This window comes from Paenibacillus sp. P46E, from assembly GCF_001909095.1.
Taxonomy (GTDB): Bacteria; Bacillota; Bacilli; order Paenibacillales; family Paenibacillaceae; genus Paenibacillus_AQ; species Paenibacillus_AQ helianthi.
Map to the genome: position 1 here is coordinate 48,518 of NZ_LVYZ01000054.1, position 18,528 is coordinate 67,045.

The following is an 18,528-nucleotide window of genomic DNA, read 5'->3' on the forward strand; positions in this document are numbered from 1 at the left end:
GTTGCAGCTCTTTTGTATTGAGGGGTCAAAATGAGGTAAAATGCGGGTAAAGTACTTACGGTGCTTACGCCGTTTAAAGAGGAGCCAAGCGTATGAAGATTACATTTATTGAACCGACTCCAAGTCCCAATACGATGAAGCTTCATCTCGATGAGACTCTGGAGGCCGGAGTCCGCCGTACCTATACACCGGAGAGCCAGCGTTCCGCCCCTTCCTGGGCGCGGGAGATGCTCACTATTCCTGGAGTCACCAGCATATATCACGCGGCTGATTTTGCTGCTCTGGAGCGTAGAGGCAGTGCCGACTGGGCAGCGATTCTACGCGAGGTCCAGACCCGTTTCGGTGCGGAAGGCCTGAGCGCCGACTTCAATCTGGAGGATGAACAGGCCGGTGCCCACTTTGGGGAATCACAGGTGTTCGTACAGATGTTCCGCGGGATCCCGATCCAGATCCGCGTCAAGACCGGCGCGAGTGAGGAGCGCATCGCCCTCGCCGCCCGGTTCACAAAGGCGGTAACGGATGTGGCCAGCGCCGTAATGATCAAGGAGCGCAAGCTCACCGATTACGGCGTGCGCTACGGCGAGCCCGAAGCGATCGCGCGCGAGGTCGAACAGGAGCTGGAAGCGGCGTATCCGCAGGAACGCCTCGACTCCCTCGTGCAGCAGGCCATCGCGCACGGGGTTGGCGGCGAGTTCATCGAGCAGCGGCAGAAGAAGGAACAGGCCGAGCTGCTGCGAGACCTGAAGGACGAGGACTGGCGCGTGCGCTACGCCGCGCTGGAGGATCTTCAGCCTACGGCAGAGCTCCTGCCGGAGCTGCGCACGGCGCTGCACGACCCCAAGCTGCATATCCGCAGGCTTGCGGTCGTGTACCTGGGCGACATCCGCACGCCCGAGGCGATGGAGCTGCTCTATGAGGCGATGGCAGACAGCGCCCCAGCCGTGCGGCGCACGGCCGGAGACACGCTGTCCGACATCGGCGATCCGGCAGCGACGCCGGTGATGACAGCGGCGCTCACGGACAAGAGCAAGCTCGTCCGCTGGCGGGCGGCACGCTTCCTCTACGAGGTCGGCACAGCTGAAGCTCAGGACGCGCTGAGCCTTGCTGCGGACGACCCTGAATTCGAGGTCGGCCTGCAGGCCCGAATGGCGCTGGAGCGCATCGCATCCGGTGAAGAGGCTGCCGGTACCGTCTGGCAGCAGATGTCGGAGCGCCGGAGAACCTGACGTTAACCTGCCTTAAATTGTCATTGCTTGCCCAGCCAAGTTGCATTATACTAATCCCTGTTGTGTTCATATCGTTACAAGATAGCCTCATCATACCTAAGATGAGGTAGAGGTCGCGGATATAAAGAGTACGCGCGTGGAGACGCTATAAGAGCCGTCTGTGAAACGCCGCCGAAAGGAATATCCGCCGAAGTCTGCGCCGCTGCTCTTATTAAGCAGTGCAGGCTGGGGCCGTCGCCGAAAGGCACGGAACTGTCACAGCGCTTGTCCCGTCAGGAAACTGCGGCCAGGCACTGTGTTGCGCTATCTGAACAGGGAGTATGGTGCGGAGCTGTATATACAGGAAACCGCAGAATCCGTCTGCGGTTTTTTTGTGCTTGCAGGATGGATATCCTTCTTGGTTAGAGCCCTTGAACAGAAACATCACAATTAAGGGAGTGTTCTATTCATGCAAGCTAAGAAAGACAAACAGCAGCACTTAACGGCACAGAGCAGTAACCCTGCCGCTCCGGGGCTGCGCAAAACCTTCAAGGCCAGACATTTAACCATGATCGCGCTCGGCGGTTCCATCGGAACGGGGCTGTTCCTGGCCAGCGGCGGCGCTATCGCTTCTTCCGGACCGGGAGGTGCCCTGCTGGCCTATACGGCGGTCGGCATTATGGTGTATTTTCTTATGACCAGTCTTGGAGAGCTGGCAACGTACCTGCCGGACTCCGGCTCCTTCAGCACCTACGGCACGCGGTTTGTCAGCCCTGCCTTCGGCTTCGCCATCGGCTGGAACTTCTGGTACAACTGGGCTGTCACCATCGCTGCCGAACTGTCCGCTGCCACAGTGATTATAAAGTACTGGTTCCCGGACAGCCCTTCCGTACTCTGGAGCCTTCTGTTCCTGCTGCTGATGTTCGGATTGAACTTCCTGTCTTCACGCGGTTACGGCGAATCGGAGTACTGGTTTGCGATTATTAAAATTATCACTGTAGTGGTGTTCCTGGCTGTCGGCGTGCTGATGATCTTCGGGATTATGGGCGGCAAAGCCGTAGGCCTCAGCAACTTCCAGCTTGGCGGGAGCTCCTTCCATGGCGGCTTCTTTGCCTTCGTCGGGGTCTTCATGGCTGCCGGTTTCTCCTTCCAGGGTACTGAACTCGTCGGAGTTGCAGCAGGGGAGAGTGAAAACCCGCGCCGCAATGTGCCGCTGGCCATCCGCCAGGTATTCTGGCGCATCCTGATCTTCTACATTTTCGCCATTCTTGTGATCGGGCTGCTTATCCCTTATACCAATCCGGATCTGCTCCGCGGCGGCATCGATGATATCGGTGTCAGCCCGTTCACCATCGTCTTCAATAAAGCAGGACTTGCGATTGCCGCATCCGTCATGAATGCTGTCATTCTCAGTTCTGTACTGTCCGCCGGAAATTCTGGCATGTACGCTTCCACCCGTGTCCTGTATGCAATGGCCAAGGATGGCATGGCACCGCGTGCGCTCGGCAGACTGAACCGCCGCGGAGTGCCTGTTGGGGCTCTTCTCGTGACCACTGCGGTAGGTATGCTGGCTTTTCTGGCTTCATTCTTTGGTGATGGTGCCGTCTATAATTGGCTGCTTAATGCTTCCGGGATGTGCGGATTCATTAACTGGCTCGGTATTGCGGTGTGCCATTACCGTTTCCGCCGCGCTTTTGTAGCGCAGGGCCATTCGCTGGATGAGCTGCCTTACCGGGCCAGATGGTTCCCCTTTGGGCCGTTGTTCGCACTGGCGCTATGTCTCATTGCCGTATTCGGACAAAACCTTGGTGCTTTCACAGGCGGCACGGTCGATTGGTATGGTATCCTCGTCTCCTATGTCAGCCTCCCGCTGTTCCTGCTAATCTGGATCGGTTACCGCTGGTTCCGCCAGAGCCGCATTATCCCGCTGGATCAATGCGATCTGAGCACTCACGCAGATTAACAGGTGAATATAATAGTCAACAGCAAAACAGGGATGTCCCGCAGCCAAATGGCTCGGTGACATCCCTGTTTTGCTGAACCGTTGAGGGTTATTTCCAGGTCACATATACCTTCAAATCCCCGGTATTATCAAACGGAGTAGTGTTATAAGATAAATTCTTCAAGCCTAAGCTGTACAATCCCTGCAGATCGATTTTGAGCAGCCTTTCCGTGCCCCGGTAACGGAACAAAAGGGACTGTTTACCTGACGCCACAGCCTCCTTCACGAGGGGATTCAACTCTGACGCAGAACTAACCACCTGGCCCTCCTCATACAGACGGTAGTCAAGCTTCTGCTGAAGGTCCTTGTATACAGACACGTTCTGCCCTCCGCGGTTCACCAGCTCAGACAAGGTCTGCGCGTAGCCGACGGATGCTGCCGGATAGGACTTGATCCAGCTGTGATCATGCCGCATCTGGGCATCAGTCCGCATGTAGTAAAGCGTGCTGACACCGCCCTCCGGGCTTGGTGTTGGATCGTCCCAGGTGGTATCCAAGTGGTACCAGCGCCCGTCAAGCTGCACCAGGTTCCAGGCATGGGATTGGGCAGGTCTACCCGCCGGTCTTGCCGTACCTTCAACAATTTTATTAGGGATACCCGCACCCAGGAGCAATTTATAGGTTAGCAATGAATATCCCTGGCAGACAGCACTGCCGGTCTCTAATCCTTCGTAAGCTGTATATTTACGGTACGTAGCATCATATTGCAGATGCAGTACCACCCAGTCATGAATAACCTTCACCTTCTGGTGATTGTTCATCCCGGAAGTAATAATCTGCTGCAGAATCGTCTTCACCTGCTTGTTCACCAGAGCGGTCTGCTGCAATGTCTCCCGGTACTTCATCTGCACCGTTACGTTGGCTGAGCGGCTGCTCCCCTGGTAAGAAAAAGCGTAGCTGTCAATAATATAGTAGAGGTAAGGGTCGCTACCCATAGCCTGGTCAATAGCCTTTTGCACCAAGGATTTCAAATTGGTGGTCTTTCCTTCATATACGAATGTGATGTTCTCTCTCCGGTTATTCATTGCTGCAGTCAGCTTCTGGGCCATTTCCGTTCCCGATTGGAGCACGGTTTGAGTGCTGGACGCATAAGCCTGGTCCCAACCCCAGTATAGCGCCGGCGGCAGAGCCGCACATATAAGCACGCCTCCCAGAATGGACTTCATCAGCGACAAATGCTTTTTCCCCATAGATCCTGTTCCTCCTGCATGCCCTATAATGGCTCACCCAATAGTATGTACTGTATAGTAGATGCCGAAAATCCAGTCTGCACAACCGTAGCATCCCATATACCTTGCATTTTATTCTTGGAGCAATTCCCATCGTAAAATCTTGCTATATATTCTCTATTATCGGTTCGACACAGCCGCAGAATAAGGCCCACAGCTAAACAATGTCCTTAGCGGTTGTAAAACATATAAATCTGAATATGCAAAAAAACTGCTTCCCGGCAATTCCTTTGCCAGAAAGCAGTATACAATGTAAGCCGCCATATTGACACGGCTTCTGTTCTGCATGAATGCTCTTTTACACGCTTGCGATAATACTATCTCCAGCCTTCATATACAGCGGAGTTCCAGGTTCTTCCATCATGCCGCCCTGAAGCTGAAGCTTCAGCTCACGCGAATAGCTCAACCGGCAGAAGCTATCCTGCCCGGCTGTAATCTTGGCAGAGACAAGTACATGATCCTGCCACTCGATATCCACCACGAAGCCCCCCCGGGCTCTGAGCCCCTCCACCCGGCCGTTGTTCCAATGATCCGGCAGAGCAGGCAGCAGGCTGATTTCTCCCAGATGGCTCTGCAGCAGCATTTCCGCAATCCCTGCGGCAGCTCCGAAATTTCCGTCAATCTGAAACGGCGGATGGGCATCGAACAGGTTCGGGTACACGGAACGGGTTAACAGCGTACGCACAAAACCGTATGCGGCGGCTCCATCCTTCAGCCGGGCGTACAGATTGATCAGCCATGCGCAGCTCCAGCCGGTGTGGCCTCCGCCGGAGGCGATCCGCTTCTCCAGTGACAAGCGGGCGGCTTCCAGCAGATCCGGTGTTTCCTTCTCATTAATCATATTCCCGGGATACAGCCCATACAAATGGGAGACATGACGGTGCCCCGGCTCAGACTCGGTGAAATCCTGGAACCACTCCTGCAAGCGCCCGTCTCTGCTGATCTGCAGAGGGAACATGCGGGAAGCCGTCTCTTCCAACTGAAGCCGGAAGTCTTCGTCAACACCGAGAATATTAGCAGCTGTAAGACAATTTCCGAACAATTCGCGGATAAGGCTCATATCCATAGCAGAACCCATAGAGATACTGCACGGCCGGCCATCTTCCGTTACAAAACGGTTCTCCGGCGAGGTAGAGGGATTCGTAATCAGCATGCCATCCGGCCCTTCCGTCAGCCAGTCCAGACAGAATAACGCCGCCCCTTTCATTAGCGGATATGCCGTCTGTGCAAGGTATTCGCGGTCCGGGTTAAATGCATAATGTTCCCACAGATGGCTGCTGAGCCATACCCCGCCCATCGGCCAGAAGGCCCAGCTGGCGTCCCCGCCCGATGGAGATGAATGACGCCACAGATCCACATTGTGATGGGCAACCCAGCCACGGGCTCCATAATGAATAGCGGCTGTTCTTGACCCGGTGACACTGACCTCACGAATCAAATCGATCAAAGGTTCATGACATTCACTCAGATTGCATACCTCAGCCAGCCAATAGTTCATCTGTGCATTAATATTGGTGGTATAGTTGCTGTTCCATGGCGGTGTCAGATGATGGTTCCATATTCCTTGCAAATTGGCGGCCTGGGTACCCGGCCGGGAACTGGCCATCAGCAAATAACGGCCATATTGAAATAAAAACGCCTCCAATGCCGGATCGGCCTGACCCTCCCGGTATGCGGCTAAACGCTGGTCCGTCGGCAGTGCAGCTGCTTCCCAGCCCCCGAGATTGAGGTCCACGCGGCGGAAGATTGCCTGGTGGTCATCCACATGACGTTGCCGCAGTTCCTGATAGGACCTCTGCGCAGCCGCCGATAAGCGCTCTGCACAAATTTCTGCAGGGCTTGGAATTGTGGTAGAGATTTCAGCCAGGTCGGTGCGGATATGCGCCGCCTTCTGCTTCAACTCTTCATAAGTGGTCCCTGCTGCAAGCAGCAGTACTACACTGTCCGCGCCGGTGATTACAATCTTTCCTTCTACTATCTGCACACTTCCGCCGGTAACCTTCGCCTCCAGCTGCAGTTCAAAGCCAATACCCAGGCCCTCCTCGTACTGGACCGGGTACGGATGATCCCCAAAATAATTATCGGCTACATACGTAGGACACTGCCCGCGCATCGTCAGCTTTTGCTGTCCGCTGCTTTGTACACTATGTTTCAAGAGGCTATCCAATGAGATGACCAGTTCAAGCTTCCCCTTTATCTCACTTGCCACCCGAATCACACAGACTCCATCCGGTGCGCTAATAAAAGCCTCACGGGTAAAAGTACCATCAGCTGTCCGATAAGACACGTTGGCAATGCCGCTGTCCAGATCCAAAACCCGGTGGTACCCCTCAGTATTCTCCACTCCCGGATGTTCCAGATACAGATCGCCCAGCGGTAAATACGGCTGTGTGTTTACACCAAGCATCCGTGTGTTAATAAGATCCTCAGCCTCGCCATAGCTGCCTTCGGAGACCAGTCCACGCACTTTCTTCAAATAACGCTGAGCTTCGTAATTGTTGCTGTCCCGGGGAAACCCAGCCCATAATGTATCCTCATTAAGCTGAATGCGCTCCTTGGCTGCTCCGCCGAATACCATAGCTCCCATATGCCCGTTACCGAGCGGCAGCGCTTCTTCCCATACCGCCGCCGGCTGGTCATATTTCAACATCCAGGTATGTGTTTTGCTCTCCTCCGCCATTCCCTCTCCTCCTCCAAGTACCTAATTACAGGCAAAAGGCCCTGACCAAAGTCGGGCCTTTGCTTTACATTAGCAGATAGCAGATAAATGCTTCAATTACTAATTTGTTAGATTACAAATCCTTGCCAGTCCACAGGGATACTCTTGCTTTTACGAGATCAGTGTATTCAGCTTCCATCTTTTCAGCACCGGCTTTGTTCAGCTCAGCGATGAATGCATCATATACCTTATCGAAATCAGCTGGTTTGGACAAGATGGCTTCAGGGATACGTTTACGGATAATATCCTGCGTTTTCTTGAAAGTAACCTGATAATCACCATCTGTAGGAGTAGGCATGTTGTACAGAGCGCCCCATTCCTTAACCGGGAAGTCAGACTCCTTAGGGAACAAGTCCTTCCATGTTGTAGCCTTGTAAGCCTTCAGAGTTTCTTTTTCAGCATCAGTATATCCAGCTACAATTTGTTCAGGGAAGTTAGTAGTGTAGTAGTTGCCTGTGGAATCCTTCACTCCGTCACCATAGTGAGCAGTCAAAGCTGTGTACAGGCCAATACCTGTTTCTTTGGCAAAATTGTTAGCGTCATCTGTTTTCTTCTTTTGAACATCAGCAGGAATTTCACGTTTGCCGTCTGCGTTAACCGTATATTGTTTTCCTTCAATACCCCAGTTCATCAGTACCTGTCCTTCGTCAGAAGCGAGCCAGTCCAGGAATTTAATGGCGCGAACAGGATCTTTACAAGCGGTAGTAATGGCGATTCCAGATGCATCAAGGCCTGCAGATTGGAAGGAGTGGTCTTTGTACTCATCGGTCAAAGTTACCGGGAAGTGGGCATAAGTATACTCGTCTTTACCTGCTGCCTTCAGAGCATTCTCCCCATCTTGGTATTCCCATTTCTGGGAGATCAGACCGAGTACGCGTCCGCTGGCCACTTTTGCTTTATATTGGTCATCCTTTTGTACAAAAGTATCTTTGTCCAGCAGCCCTTCGCTGTACATGTGGTTCAACCAACGGAAATATTCTTTTTCAGCTGGACGTTTGTAGTGAAGTTGTGCTGCATATGTCGTTGGATCTACATAATATTCACCATCATCCGGTGCACCAGTGGATAGGAATGCCGGGTTGGTAACCGTGATCATGATTTTCCAGTCATCTGCATTCAGCGTAAGCGGAATAGTTGGCTGACCGTCGGTTTCAGGATGTTTGGCTACATAGTCTTTAAGAACCTTTTCATAATCTTGAACTGTCTTCACTTGAGGATATCCAAGTTCTTTCAGTACACGCTGCTGAATTTCAAAACCGCCTCCGGCGTCAAAGGATTGTTGATCAACCCCGGCATTTGTAGGAATGGAGTAGATTTTTTGATCGTCTTTGCTGTATTTCAACCGCTTCATATTATCGCCGTAGACCTTTTTCAAGTTAGGCGCATACTTTTCGATCAAATCTGTCATATCAATAACCAGGCCTGCATCAACCAGTTTACTTAGATTACCTTTAGCAAAGATCAGATCAGGCACGTCACCGCTGGCTGCCATCAGAGAAATCTTTTGTTCACCGCCGCCACTGCCTACATCATATTCAGCATTCAGGGTTACACCGGTTTTTTCCGTAATCACTTTACCTACTTCGTCCTGCATTTTGTTCCAGTTAGGGCTGGCATCAGCACCGAAGAATGAGAATGTAACGGGGCTGGTATCTGCAGTTGTATTCGCTGCACTATCGGTCGCAGTTGCAGCTGGCGTATTATTTCCGGTGTTAGCCGCATTTTTACTGTTGTCGGCATTGTTGTTCCCACCACAGCCGGCAATCAGCATGGAACTCATGAGCATGAGCGTGAAAGCAGTCTTGATACTCTTGCTTTTCATTTTTTATCCCCCTTGTAATGTGTGTTTGATCTATGCATATCAGGATAGTCCTGAATATACCATTGATAACGCTTGCAAAACCAATATAAATATAATTCCAATTCTTACTATCTGAAAAAGCTTACCGGGAATGTTTCCTGATCCGTCCTTAGCTGAATCAGGAAACTAGTTCCCATGCAATCTATTTCTTAATTGGCCTAAGCCTTAACTGCGCCTAACGTCATACCGCCTACAAAATACTTTTGCAGGAACGGATACACCACAAGAATTGGCAATGTAACTACGATGGTAATAGCCATCTTGATCGATTCAGGCGATATTTGCGCCATCTGTTTCGCCATATCATTAGCATTGACCATGCCGCTGCCCTGGTTGGTTGTTGCCAGCACCTTCATCAATTCATATTGGAGCGTAGTCAGATGCGGCTTATTGCCGTTGTACAGGTAGGTAGTGAACCACTCATTCCATTGTCCTACAGCCAGGAATAAAGTGATAGTTGCTAGTACTGGCAAACAGAGCGGCATGATGATCTTGTAATAAATCACGAAGTCATTGGCACCGTCCAGCTTCGCCGATTCCTGCAGGGCGAAAGGCAGCCCGTCCATGAAGGAACGGATGACGAACACGTTGAAAGCAGAAACTGCACCCGGCAAAATGTAAATCCAGAACGTTCCAATCAGATTCAAATCTCTCATCAGAATGTACATAGGTACCATACCGCCAGAGAAATACATCGTCATTGCCAGGAAATACGAAACAAATTTCCTTGCTCTGAACTCCGGACGGCTTAGTGTAAAGGCCAGCATTGAAGAGCTTATAAGCCCTAGAATCGTACCGGATACAGTCCGGAGAATTGAGATTTTGAAGCCTTGAATCAGCCCTGTGTAGCTGAAGATCTGTTTATAGTTATCAAGCGTCAGAACCCTCGGCCAAATGTAAATGCCCCCCCGGACGGTGTCTGTAGATTCATTTAAAGAAATCGCGAGCACGTTCAAGAAGGGATACAACGTCACGAGCATTATGATCCCAAGAAAAATGTATAGAAAGATGTCGAACACACGTTCAGACTTTGTCATTTGAAAAGCTTTGCCTGCCACCCTTATCCCCTCCTTACATGATGCTTTCTTTAGTGAATTTCTTCATAACACCGTTGGCTGTAAGCAGTAAGATTACACTGACTACCGAGGTGAACATGCTAATGGCTGTACCATAGGAGAACCGCCCGATCTGAATCCCGTACTTAAGCGCATATATATCCAACACTTCGGAATAATCCGTAACGAGATTGTTGCTGAGCTGGAACTGCTTTTCGAAGCCAATACCGATCAGATGTCCAATGGACATAATCAGCAATACCGTAATAGTGGTACGAATACCCGGCAAAGTAATATTGAACATTTGCTTGATTCTTCCGGCACCGTCTACTTTTGCAGCTTCATAGAGTTCTTTATCGATCCCTGTAATCGCTGCCAAATAGATAATCGCATTCCAGCCCGTTTCTTTCCACAGATCCGCTGCCGTTACAACACCCCAGAACATCTTAGCCTTCGCCATGAACTGAATCGGCTCGTCTATGATATGAAGATGTGTCAACAGATCGTTGACAATCCCTCCGTCGATCGCGAGTGTCTTATAGACAATCCCGCCAACAACAACCCAGGATACAAAGTGAGGCAGGTAGGATATGGTCTGAACCGTTCTCTTGAAAACACTCCCCCGCAGCTCGTTTAGCATTACCGCAAAAATTATCGGAACAACGAATCCGAATACGAGTCCAAGTCCACTCATGGCCAGGGTATTTCTCAGAACAAGATAGAAACGTTCATCATGGAAAAGCTCCTTAAAATTCTTAAGCCCTACCCATTTCTGATCTCTAAACGACTTGATCGGTTTATAATTCTGAAATGCCATCAACCATCCCCATAAGGGCACGTAACTGAAAACAAATACCCAGATCACGAACGGTAGAGACATCAGATACAAGTACTTTTGCTGCAGTACGCTTTTCCAAAATCCACTATTCCGTTTCGTAGGTGGGACAGGGGTTACGCTTTCATTAACTGTAACACCATTCTCCGTGAGCGCTTTCACGTTCAATATTCCCCCTTCGTTTTGTATACACATATCATAACGTACACCACTTAGAGAGAATACCCGACAGATTTTACGTAAAACCAGTGCAAATTAGAGATTCAGTGAAAGCGCTACCCTTGTGACCTCACAATCGGGGAATCGAGAAGGAAATTTCTGTTCCCGCTCCCTTTTTACTGGATATATTGAGCCCGTGTGATTCCCCGTAATATAGTACCAGACGCTGATGAACGTTACGCAGCCCGATGCGGCTCTGAGGTTCTTCCTCGGCCTGGGAGATGACAGAGACAATCTCGGTAAGACGCTCCTCGGTCATGCCGATTCCATCGTCGGTAACACATACCTTAACTTCATCCTCATGGAGTGATATGCTGACATGGACATGCACCGTGCCTGCTTTGTTCTCCAGCCCATGAACCACCGAATTCTCAACCATGGGTTGAATGATCAGGGGCGGAATCAGGATATCTGCAGCTTTGGTATCGAATTCTATTTCATATTCCAGCCGCTCTTCGTAGCGGAACTTTTGAATCTCCAGGTACGAACGCATCATTTCCACTTCTTCTTTGATCGGTGCCCGGTCCCGGCCCACTTCCAGGTTCTTACGCATAAGCTTGCCCAGCAGCCGCACAATGTTGGCGATCTCCTTCTCCCCCTTAAGGTGGGCATTCATACGGATCGATTCCAGCGCATTGAACAGAAAATGCGGATGAATCTGACTCGCCATCATTTTCAGCTTAATTTCTCTCTGGGCAATCTCCAGCTTGTTGTTCTTCTCATTGCTCTCCACGACTTGTGACAGCAGACGGTTAATACTGGCTACCATATAATTGAACTGGCGCGAGAGTTGGCCGATTTCATCGGTCCCGTCCATTTGCGAGACTACGTTCAGATTGCCGAGGGCGACCTGATTCAATTGACGGCTCAGCCGCAGCAGACGATTGGTCATCAGAAAAGAAATAACATACACCAGCACGAGTGCAATTAGCAGGACACCGCCAATGATCAGCAGCCCCAGAAGACTTACCTTGTTCGCGGAGCTCAGTATGCTCTTGGTTTCAAAGACAGAGATTACTTTCAGCCGGCTTACACTAAGCTGTGGTCTGATCTCATCAACGATGACATAAGAATCCTTGCCCTTGACTGTTGTCCGGATGACATTTTTGTCCGTTTTCTGCAGATCCATCCCGATATCAAACGCAGCGAGTGTGCCTCCCACCAGATGCGGATTCTTAGCGGCCACAATATATCCCTGCTGATCCGTAATAATCGTCTCAAACGGCTCCTGGTAGAGCATCTGGTTCAGTTCATCCTGTACCACCTGCACCATCAATATTCCCGTTTTCTGATATTCGGGGTAAAAAACTTGCCGGACCAGACTAAGCTTGTTGATCGTTCCTTTAGTACTGTTGATATAGGCCTCTTTATCCGGGATATACATCCAGTTGAGACCCGGGCCCTCCATGGCACTTTTATACCAGTTTTTCGATCTGATCTCCGGAGTCAGCGGAGCGATAGACATGTTATCTACAAGCGTAGGGTTATCAATAAAAAAGCGGATGTTGGATATCTCCCTATACTGCAGAATATAATCCTGGAAATCCGTATAATTCAGATAGGCCTTCGTCAGCTCCAATATGCCGGGGTATTTTGTATTGACAAGCTTTTCAAGATTACTGTCAAAATAAAGCAGATTGGAGATGTCCGTCGGCACCCGCAGTTTGGTTACCATTTGGCTCTTGATCTTCTCCACATTATTCGTTGCCTGTTCAATGGCTCTGTCCAAGGCCGCACTGCGGAAATAGCTGGTCAGTATAATCCCGACAATCAATACGGGGATCATCACCACTATAATGTAGAAAAAAATCAGCTTGTACTTCAGCTTTAAATTATTGATCATTCGCACCAGCCCTTTAATGCCAATCCCTCCTCCCAATGTTTCCGCCCAAACCATGAGAAACAGGCTGCTCCCCGCATCTGCTGCAGCATGGGAACAGCCTGTACCTCTTAACGACTATTATACAGATATATATTCATTTCAGCAGATCCATTTATTGTTCCTTACGGAAAGCGGTTGGGGACACACCGACATATTTGCGGAATTTGGCATTAAAATAATCGGAATTCATATATCCAACTCTTTCAGCAACCTCGTATACTTTCATTCCCTGATTCAAAAATTGCTTGGCCTTCTCGATTCTGACTTTGTCCAAATAAGTATTAAAGTGCTCGCCTACCTGATTTTTGAACATTTTACCCAAATAAGCGCTGTTGTAATTGAAGACTTCGGCAAGCGACCCCAGCTTCAGGTTCTCATTATAGCGGCGCTGAATCAGATCGGTAATCCGCTTGATCTCGTCGCCGCGGCCGCCACAGTTCATCTGCCTGGAGATTTGCTCCATATAGTCTGCGACCTGCTTCTCCACGTCAATCAGATAATCGCTGCCGTATACCTCGCCTATGGGAGAAGGATGACTAAGAATGAAGCTGCGGAAATCCGGGTTAGCCGCTTCCAGACGGGCAATGGTACTGCTTACGATACGCATCAGATTTTCCTTAATGTAGGTCTCGTCACGCCTTGCTGCTACCAGCTTACGGACAATTTGCCCTACCAGCATGGGAATGGCCTCATTGCTTCCGGTCTCTATGGCCAGCAGCAGTTGTACCTCTACATCCCGTTCGGGGTCCGGCTCCTCATCCGGTTCCGGCTCAGGTTCTGCCCAATCATCGGTTGTTCCGCTCAGAATAATACCCTTCCGGCCAAAAAAAGCCTCTTCCAGCAGCCCGGCGGCCGCTGTAAAAGACCGTGATGCCTCCTCGGGTCCGGCTGCGCTCCCCCCTGCAGCGGCGCAGAATTCTAGCCCATATCCGGTAATGACTGCATTCAGCTTCCGCCACAAGGCGGCACGGCCGGTATCATCCTGGAGCGGTTCCTTCAGAAGGATGCCTAAATAAGGCGGCAAAGTAAATATTAATCCCGTATCCGGCTGCCACTGCTGCTCAAGTTCGCTTCTCACCTGCTCTTCACGGATATCTCCGCCCTTATGCAGCCCCTTGAATTCCACGAGCACGACCTCGCAGCTATGCCCCTCCAGACCAAGCTCCACAGCAGCTTCAGCCCTGAGGGCATCTTCCTCTTGCGGCTGCAGCAAATGACGCAGCAAAGTATCCTCATTGCGCACAGATTCATTGTTCTGCCATTCGCTGGCACGTTCCTCCTGGGATATGGTGTCCCGCAGCTCCTGCAAATAGGAGATCAATTCCTCTTCATCCACCGGTTTCAGTAAATACCCGTCAATATGATAGGAAATTGCCCGTTTGGCATATTCGAAGTCCGCATAACCGCTGAGGATCAGCACATGACAGTTAGCGTTTTCTTTACGCAGTTCGCCAACCAGCTCCAGACCATCCATGCCCGGCATGCGGATATCAGCAATTATCAGCATGGGTGCAAGTGTCCGGAACTTATCAAGTGCTTCCAGCCCACTCGCGGCTGTCCCGACTACAGTATAGCCATACTCCTCCCATGGAATCAGAGTACGCATCCCTTCCCTCAGTTTGGGCTCGTCATCTACAATCAGCACTTTTATCATCTGTGGTCAACCCCTAAGGCAGAATCCCGGAAGGTCCTTGCGGGCCCTCCGGCAATTCCAAGATATAGGCCCGAGCTTGCCCAGGCTCTGACTATTTGCGGTATTGTGCCAGTTTATCATTTAGTGAACGTGTTTGCCCATAAACTTCCTGATACAGCCCAAACAATCCGTCATAGGTTGCGGCTTGCTGAGCATTCGGTTTGTAGACTTCTGCAGGACGGATGAAGGCTTCTGCACATTCACCGAGAGATTCGAACCAGCCGGCACCGTAAGCTGCCAGCATGGCCGCTCCCATAGCTGGTCCCTGCTCGCTCTCCAGCTTGATGATCGAAGCATTAAAAATATCTGCCTGCATCTGCAGCCAGGCTTCATTCTTGGCACCTCCGCCAATCGCTACAACCTCTTTGATTTCCTTGCCGGAGTCGCGGACGATATCAATAGATTCCCGTAGCGAGAACGTAATTCCCTCCAGCACCGAACGGGTGAAATGAGCCAGAGTATGCCCGGAATCCATGCCGATAAAGCTGCCGCGGATATTAGGATCGGGATGCGGAGTACGCTCACCGACAATGTATGGTGTGAACAGAAGACCGCCGCTGCCGGCAGGGATGGAATCGATGCCTTGAAGCAGTTCATCAAAGCTTTTGTCCCCTGCAAAGGTTTCTTTGAACCAGGTGAGACTATAACCAGCAGCCAGTGTAACCCCCATGATGTAGTAGGCATCCTTCTCCCCATGGTTGAAGAAATGGACCTTGCCTTCCAGGTTCAGGTCTTTATTGCTCTCATAGGACAAGATCACACCGGAGGTCCCGATGCTGCACATGGTCCGGCCTTCACCAAGAATGCCGGCACCGAGTGCACCACATGCGTTGTCTGCGCCACCGGCGAATACTTTGGTGGACGGGAGCAGGCCGGATGCTTCGGCAATTTCCGGAAGCAGCGTGCCGGTCTGGTCAAATGATTCCACAAGCTTCGGACAAAGGGATACCGGCAGGCCAAAGGCCTCAGCGATTTCTGCACTCCATGTTTTGGAGGCCACATCCAGCAGCAGTGTGCCTGCGGCATCGGAATAATCCATGGCGTAATCACCTGTCAGCCGGTAACGAACATAATCCTTTGGCAAAAGGAATAGCTCAGCCTGTGCCAGCACCTCCGGTTCGTTCTCCTGCACCCACAGAATCTTAGGCAGCGTGAAGCCCTCCAGAGCACGGTTTCTGGCAATTTCGATCAGCTTGGCGCCGAGCGTCTTCTCAATCTTCCGGCATTGCGCCGTAGTCCGGGTGTCGTTCCAGAGAATCGCCGGACGCAGCACCTTGCCTTCACGGTCCACCAGCACCAGTCCGTGCATCTGGCCGGAGAAACTGATGCCGTCCACTTGAGACGGGTCCACTCCGGATACTTCAAGTAGACGGTGTAAGCTGACTAGCGTTCCCTGTACCCAATCCTCAGGATTCTGCTCACTCCAGTTCGGCTGGGGACGGCTTAAGGGGTAGGATTCGGAGTGCTCAAAAGCCACCTTTCCCTGCGGGTCTACCAATACAGTTTTTACAGCGCTGGTTCCAAGATCGACACCGATTACATATTTCATAGTTAGCCTCCTAAAGGTTACTTTTCTATTCAATAGAAAGGGGGCTGCCGAAGAATGCTCTCTTCAGCAACCCCCGTTGCGTTAGTGATCTGCCCAATCTACGGACAGCACCGGTAATCCGGTGTAGTCTTACTCAGCTGTCAGGATGTACTGGTTCAATGTAGCTCTGAGCAGCTCTTGACGTCCGGACTGGTTCGGACGCGGAGTTTCATTGTTCAATGCATAATCAGCCAGCGAAGCCAAGGTTGCTTTGCCGGATACGATGTCAGCGCCTACGCCTTCAGTGAAGCTGCTGTAACGTTTAGCGATGAAGTCGTCGAATACGCGGTCTTCAATCAGCTTAGCAGCAACTTTCAGACCCTTAGCATAGATGTCCATACCGGAGATGTGTGCCAGGAAAAGGTCCTCAGGTTCGAAGGAAGGACGGCGTACTTTGGAGTCAAAGTTAATACCGCCTTTGCCCAGTCCATCGTTCTTCAGCACTTCATACAGGGTCAGGGTAGCATCGTAGATGCTTGCAGGGAATTCATCTGTATCCCAGCCGAGCAATGGATCGCCCTGGTTCGCATCCAGCGATCCAAGCATACCGTTAATGCGGGCTACACGCAGCTCATGCTCGAAAGTATGGCCGGCAAGTGTCGCATGGTTAGCTTCAAGGTTCAGCTTGAAGTGTTTATCAAGGTTGTATTTCTGCAGGAACGCAATCGTTGTTGCTGCATCGAAGTCATATTGATGTTTGGTAGGCTCTTTCGGTTTAGGCTCGATCAGGAACTGGCCGTCGAAGCCGATTTCCTTAGCGTAGTCTACAGCCATGCTGAACAGGCGGGCAATGTTGTCCTGCTCAAGGCCCATATCTGTATTCAGCAGAGTTTCGTAGCCTTCACGGCCGCCCCAGAATACATAGTTGTCAGCGCCCAGACGTTTACCGACTTCCAGACCTTTCTTAACCTGTGCAGCTGCGTGTGCATACACATCAGCGTTGCAGGTGGAGCCTGCACCGTGCATATAGCGCGGGTTGGTGAACATGTTGGCAGTGTTCCACAGCAATTTTTTGCCGGATGCCTTCATGCCTTGTTCAAGGATGTCTACGATGGTATCGATGTTGCTGTAGAACTCGCGCAAAGACGCGCCTTCAGGAGCGATATCCACGTCATGGAAACAGTAGTAATGCAGGTCCATTTTTTCCATGAACTCAAATGCTGCTTCTGCACGGGCTTTTGCCTTGTCAATCGTGTTCAGCTTATCCCAAGCGCGGACTGCAGTTTCAGCGCCGAACGGATCTGCGCCGCCAGCTGTTAGTGTATGCCAATAAGCCATTGCAAACTTCAGGTGTTCTTCCATGGTTTTGCCGGCTACGATTTCTTTCGGGTTGTAGAATTTGAATGCATAAGGGTTGGTGGAACGGCTTCCCTCGTAAGAGATCTTGCTCACTGATTCAAAATAAGCCATTTGTGTAATCCTCCTCGATATTTTGCTTCGCCCGCAAGCGTTTACAGCAACATCTTAACACATCTTTTTGACTTTGTATATTGGTTAAACAAAGTTTTTTATAACTTTTAATTTCGCGGATTTGACTGCCCCGCAGCCCCTGCGGGCAATCCTCTCTCTTATTCTTCACCAACATAAAGTACCCCCCGGCCCCGGTGCCTATGCGTCTATTCCATTAGGCCCGCAGTCCGGCAAGCTCCACATTGTGGCTCCTGCTTTGCCCTTGTTCAGCATAGTTGCAAGAACTCCTGAGGCTAATTCATATCCATCACGACTGTTGCATTTTAGCACGCATCGCACTAGACTAAGTGGCATACTCTTATGAGAACGTTGCCAAGAAGGAAGTGTAGTTTGTGAAGGTTACGGGTGATCAGGCGCTGGTCAAAAAAATCAATAAATCGATTATTTTACATACGATTCGGATGCAGTCTCCAGTATCAAGGGCCCGGGTATCCGAAATGACCGGACTAAACAAAGCCACCGTATCCAATCTCGTGGCCGAGCTCTGCGGGCAGGAACTGGTCACCGAGGCCGGGCCGGGCGAATCAAGCGGCGGCCGCAAACCGCTGATGCTGCATTTCAACAGCATGGCGGGCAGTGTAATCGGCATCGAGCTGCAGGTGAAGCAGCTGAAGGCGGTCTTATGCGATTTGGGCGGCAGCATTCTTCACGAATTGGACCGCCAGCTGGAAGTCCATGACCTGTCTTACGTATTGGACAAAATGAGGAGCATGATCTCGGAGCTGATTGCATTAGCCCCTTCCTCTCCTTACGGCATAGTGGGGATTGGGG

General features: G+C 50.9%; 13 protein-coding genes and 1 riboswitch. Of the genes, 3 read left to right on the top strand and 10 right to left on the bottom strand.

Features of this window, described 5'->3' with window-relative positions:
- Window positions 1-92: 92 nt before the first annotated feature.
- Together A3849_RS20500 and A3849_RS20505 are read left to right on the top strand one after the other, a co-directional pair.
- The gene (locus tag A3849_RS20500) at window positions 93-1,226 is read left to right on the top strand and encodes a virulence factor (RefSeq protein WP_074113085.1); all 1,134 of its coding nucleotides are present in this window, start codon (window positions 93-95) and stop codon (window positions 1,224-1,226) included.
- Window positions 1,227-1,325: 99 nt separating this feature from the next.
- Window positions 1,326-1,540: riboswitch (Lysine riboswitch) on the top strand.
- A gap of 134 nt (window positions 1,541-1,674) precedes the next feature.
- Window positions 1,675-3,168 carry an amino acid permease gene (locus tag A3849_RS20505; protein ID WP_074113086.1) on the top strand — a complete coding sequence of 498 codons (1,494 nt, stop codon included), beginning with the start codon at window positions 1,675-1,677 and terminating at the stop codon, window positions 3,166-3,168.
- A gap of 88 nt (window positions 3,169-3,256) precedes the next feature.
- Here A3849_RS20505 and A3849_RS20510 read toward each other — a convergent pair whose 3' ends face one another.
- The 10 genes from A3849_RS20510 to A3849_RS33360 all read right to left on the bottom strand — a co-directional run bounded on the left by A3849_RS20510 (window position 3,257) and on the right by A3849_RS33360 (window position 17,872).
- Window positions 3,257-4,396 carry a transglutaminase domain-containing protein gene (locus A3849_RS20510; RefSeq protein WP_074113087.1) on the bottom strand — a complete coding sequence of 380 codons (1,140 nt, stop codon included), beginning with the start codon at window positions 4,394-4,396 and terminating at the stop codon, window positions 3,257-3,259.
- Between the two features lie 337 nt (window positions 4,397-4,733).
- Complete coding sequence (locus A3849_RS20515; RefSeq protein ID WP_074113088.1) at window positions 4,734-7,115, bottom strand: glycoside hydrolase family 95 protein; 2,382 nt, start codon at window positions 7,113-7,115, stop codon at window positions 4,734-4,736.
- Between the two features lie 112 nt (window positions 7,116-7,227).
- Entirely contained in the window at window positions 7,228-8,976 is a 1,749-nt protein-coding gene (locus A3849_RS20520) for an ABC transporter substrate-binding protein (RefSeq protein ID WP_074113089.1), read from the bottom strand.
- A gap of 197 nt (window positions 8,977-9,173) precedes the next feature.
- Window positions 9,174-10,073 (bottom strand): carbohydrate ABC transporter permease, encoded by a 900-nt coding sequence (locus A3849_RS20525; protein ID WP_178382759.1) that lies wholly within the window; start codon window positions 10,071-10,073, stop codon window positions 9,174-9,176.
- A 13-nt stretch (window positions 10,074-10,086) separates the two neighbouring features.
- A complete protein-coding gene (locus A3849_RS20530) occupies window positions 10,087-11,067 on the bottom strand; it encodes an ABC transporter permease (protein WP_074085000.1) in 981 nt (326 codons plus the stop codon).
- A gap of 127 nt (window positions 11,068-11,194) precedes the next feature.
- On the bottom strand, window positions 11,195-12,967 hold the full coding sequence (locus tag A3849_RS20535; protein WP_256700831.1) for a sensor histidine kinase: 1,773 nt from the start codon (window positions 12,965-12,967) through the stop codon (window positions 11,195-11,197).
- Between the two features lie 151 nt (window positions 12,968-13,118).
- A complete protein-coding gene (locus A3849_RS20540) occupies window positions 13,119-14,660 on the bottom strand; it encodes a response regulator transcription factor (RefSeq protein WP_074113091.1) in 1,542 nt (513 codons plus the stop codon).
- Window positions 14,661-14,751: 91 nt separating this feature from the next.
- Window positions 14,752-16,248 carry a xylulokinase gene (gene xylB / locus A3849_RS20545; RefSeq protein WP_074113092.1) on the bottom strand — a complete coding sequence of 499 codons (1,497 nt, stop codon included), beginning with the start codon at window positions 16,246-16,248 and terminating at the stop codon, window positions 14,752-14,754.
- Between the two features lie 129 nt (window positions 16,249-16,377).
- The gene (gene xylA / locus A3849_RS20550) at window positions 16,378-17,697 is read right to left on the bottom strand and encodes a xylose isomerase (RefSeq protein WP_074103514.1); all 1,320 of its coding nucleotides are present in this window, start codon (window positions 17,695-17,697) and stop codon (window positions 16,378-16,380) included.
- Complete coding sequence (locus A3849_RS33360) at window positions 17,684-17,872, bottom strand: hypothetical protein (RefSeq protein ID WP_074113093.1); 189 nt, start codon at window positions 17,870-17,872, stop codon at window positions 17,684-17,686. Before A3849_RS33360 ends, xylA begins: the two co-directional genes overlap by 14 nt.
- A 217-nt stretch (window positions 17,873-18,089) precedes the next feature.
- Here A3849_RS33360 and A3849_RS20560 point away from each other — a divergent pair.
- The coding region (locus tag A3849_RS20560; RefSeq protein ID WP_143191873.1) for an ROK family transcriptional regulator at window positions 18,090-18,528 on the top strand (439 nt) is incomplete at its 3' end.

Excerpts from the sequence above, each read along its gene's own strand:
- A3849_RS20500 (WP_074113085.1), top strand. The coding sequence starts at position 93 with ATGAAGATTACATTTATTGAACCGACTCCAAGTCCCAATACGATGAAG.
- A3849_RS20505 (WP_074113086.1), top strand. The coding sequence starts at position 1,675 with ATGCAAGCTAAGAAAGACAAACAGCAGCACTTAACGGCACAGAGCAGT.
- A3849_RS20510 (WP_074113087.1), bottom strand. The coding sequence starts at position 4,396 with ATGGGGAAAAAGCATTTGTCGCTGATGAAGTCCATTCTGGGAGGCGTG.
- A3849_RS20515 (WP_074113088.1), bottom strand. The coding sequence starts at position 7,115 with ATGGCGGAGGAGAGCAAAACACATACCTGGATGTTGAAATATGACCAG.
- A3849_RS20520 (WP_074113089.1), bottom strand. The coding sequence starts at position 8,976 with ATGAAAAGCAAGAGTATCAAGACTGCTTTCACGCTCATGCTCATGAGT.
- A3849_RS20535 (WP_256700831.1), bottom strand. The coding sequence starts at position 12,967 with ATGATCAATAATTTAAAGCTGAAGTACAAGCTGATTTTTTTCTACATT.
- A3849_RS20540 (WP_074113091.1), bottom strand. The coding sequence starts at position 14,660 with ATGATAAAAGTGCTGATTGTAGATGACGAGCCCAAACTGAGGGAAGGG.
- xylB (WP_074113092.1), bottom strand. The coding sequence starts at position 16,248 with ATGAAATATGTAATCGGTGTCGATCTTGGAACCAGCGCTGTAAAAACT.
- xylA (WP_074103514.1), bottom strand. The coding sequence starts at position 17,697 with ATGGCTTATTTTGAATCAGTGAGCAAGATCTCTTACGAGGGAAGCCGT.
- A3849_RS33360 (WP_074113093.1), bottom strand. The coding sequence starts at position 17,872 with ATGTTGGTGAAGAATAAGAGAGAGGATTGCCCGCAGGGGCTGCGGGGC.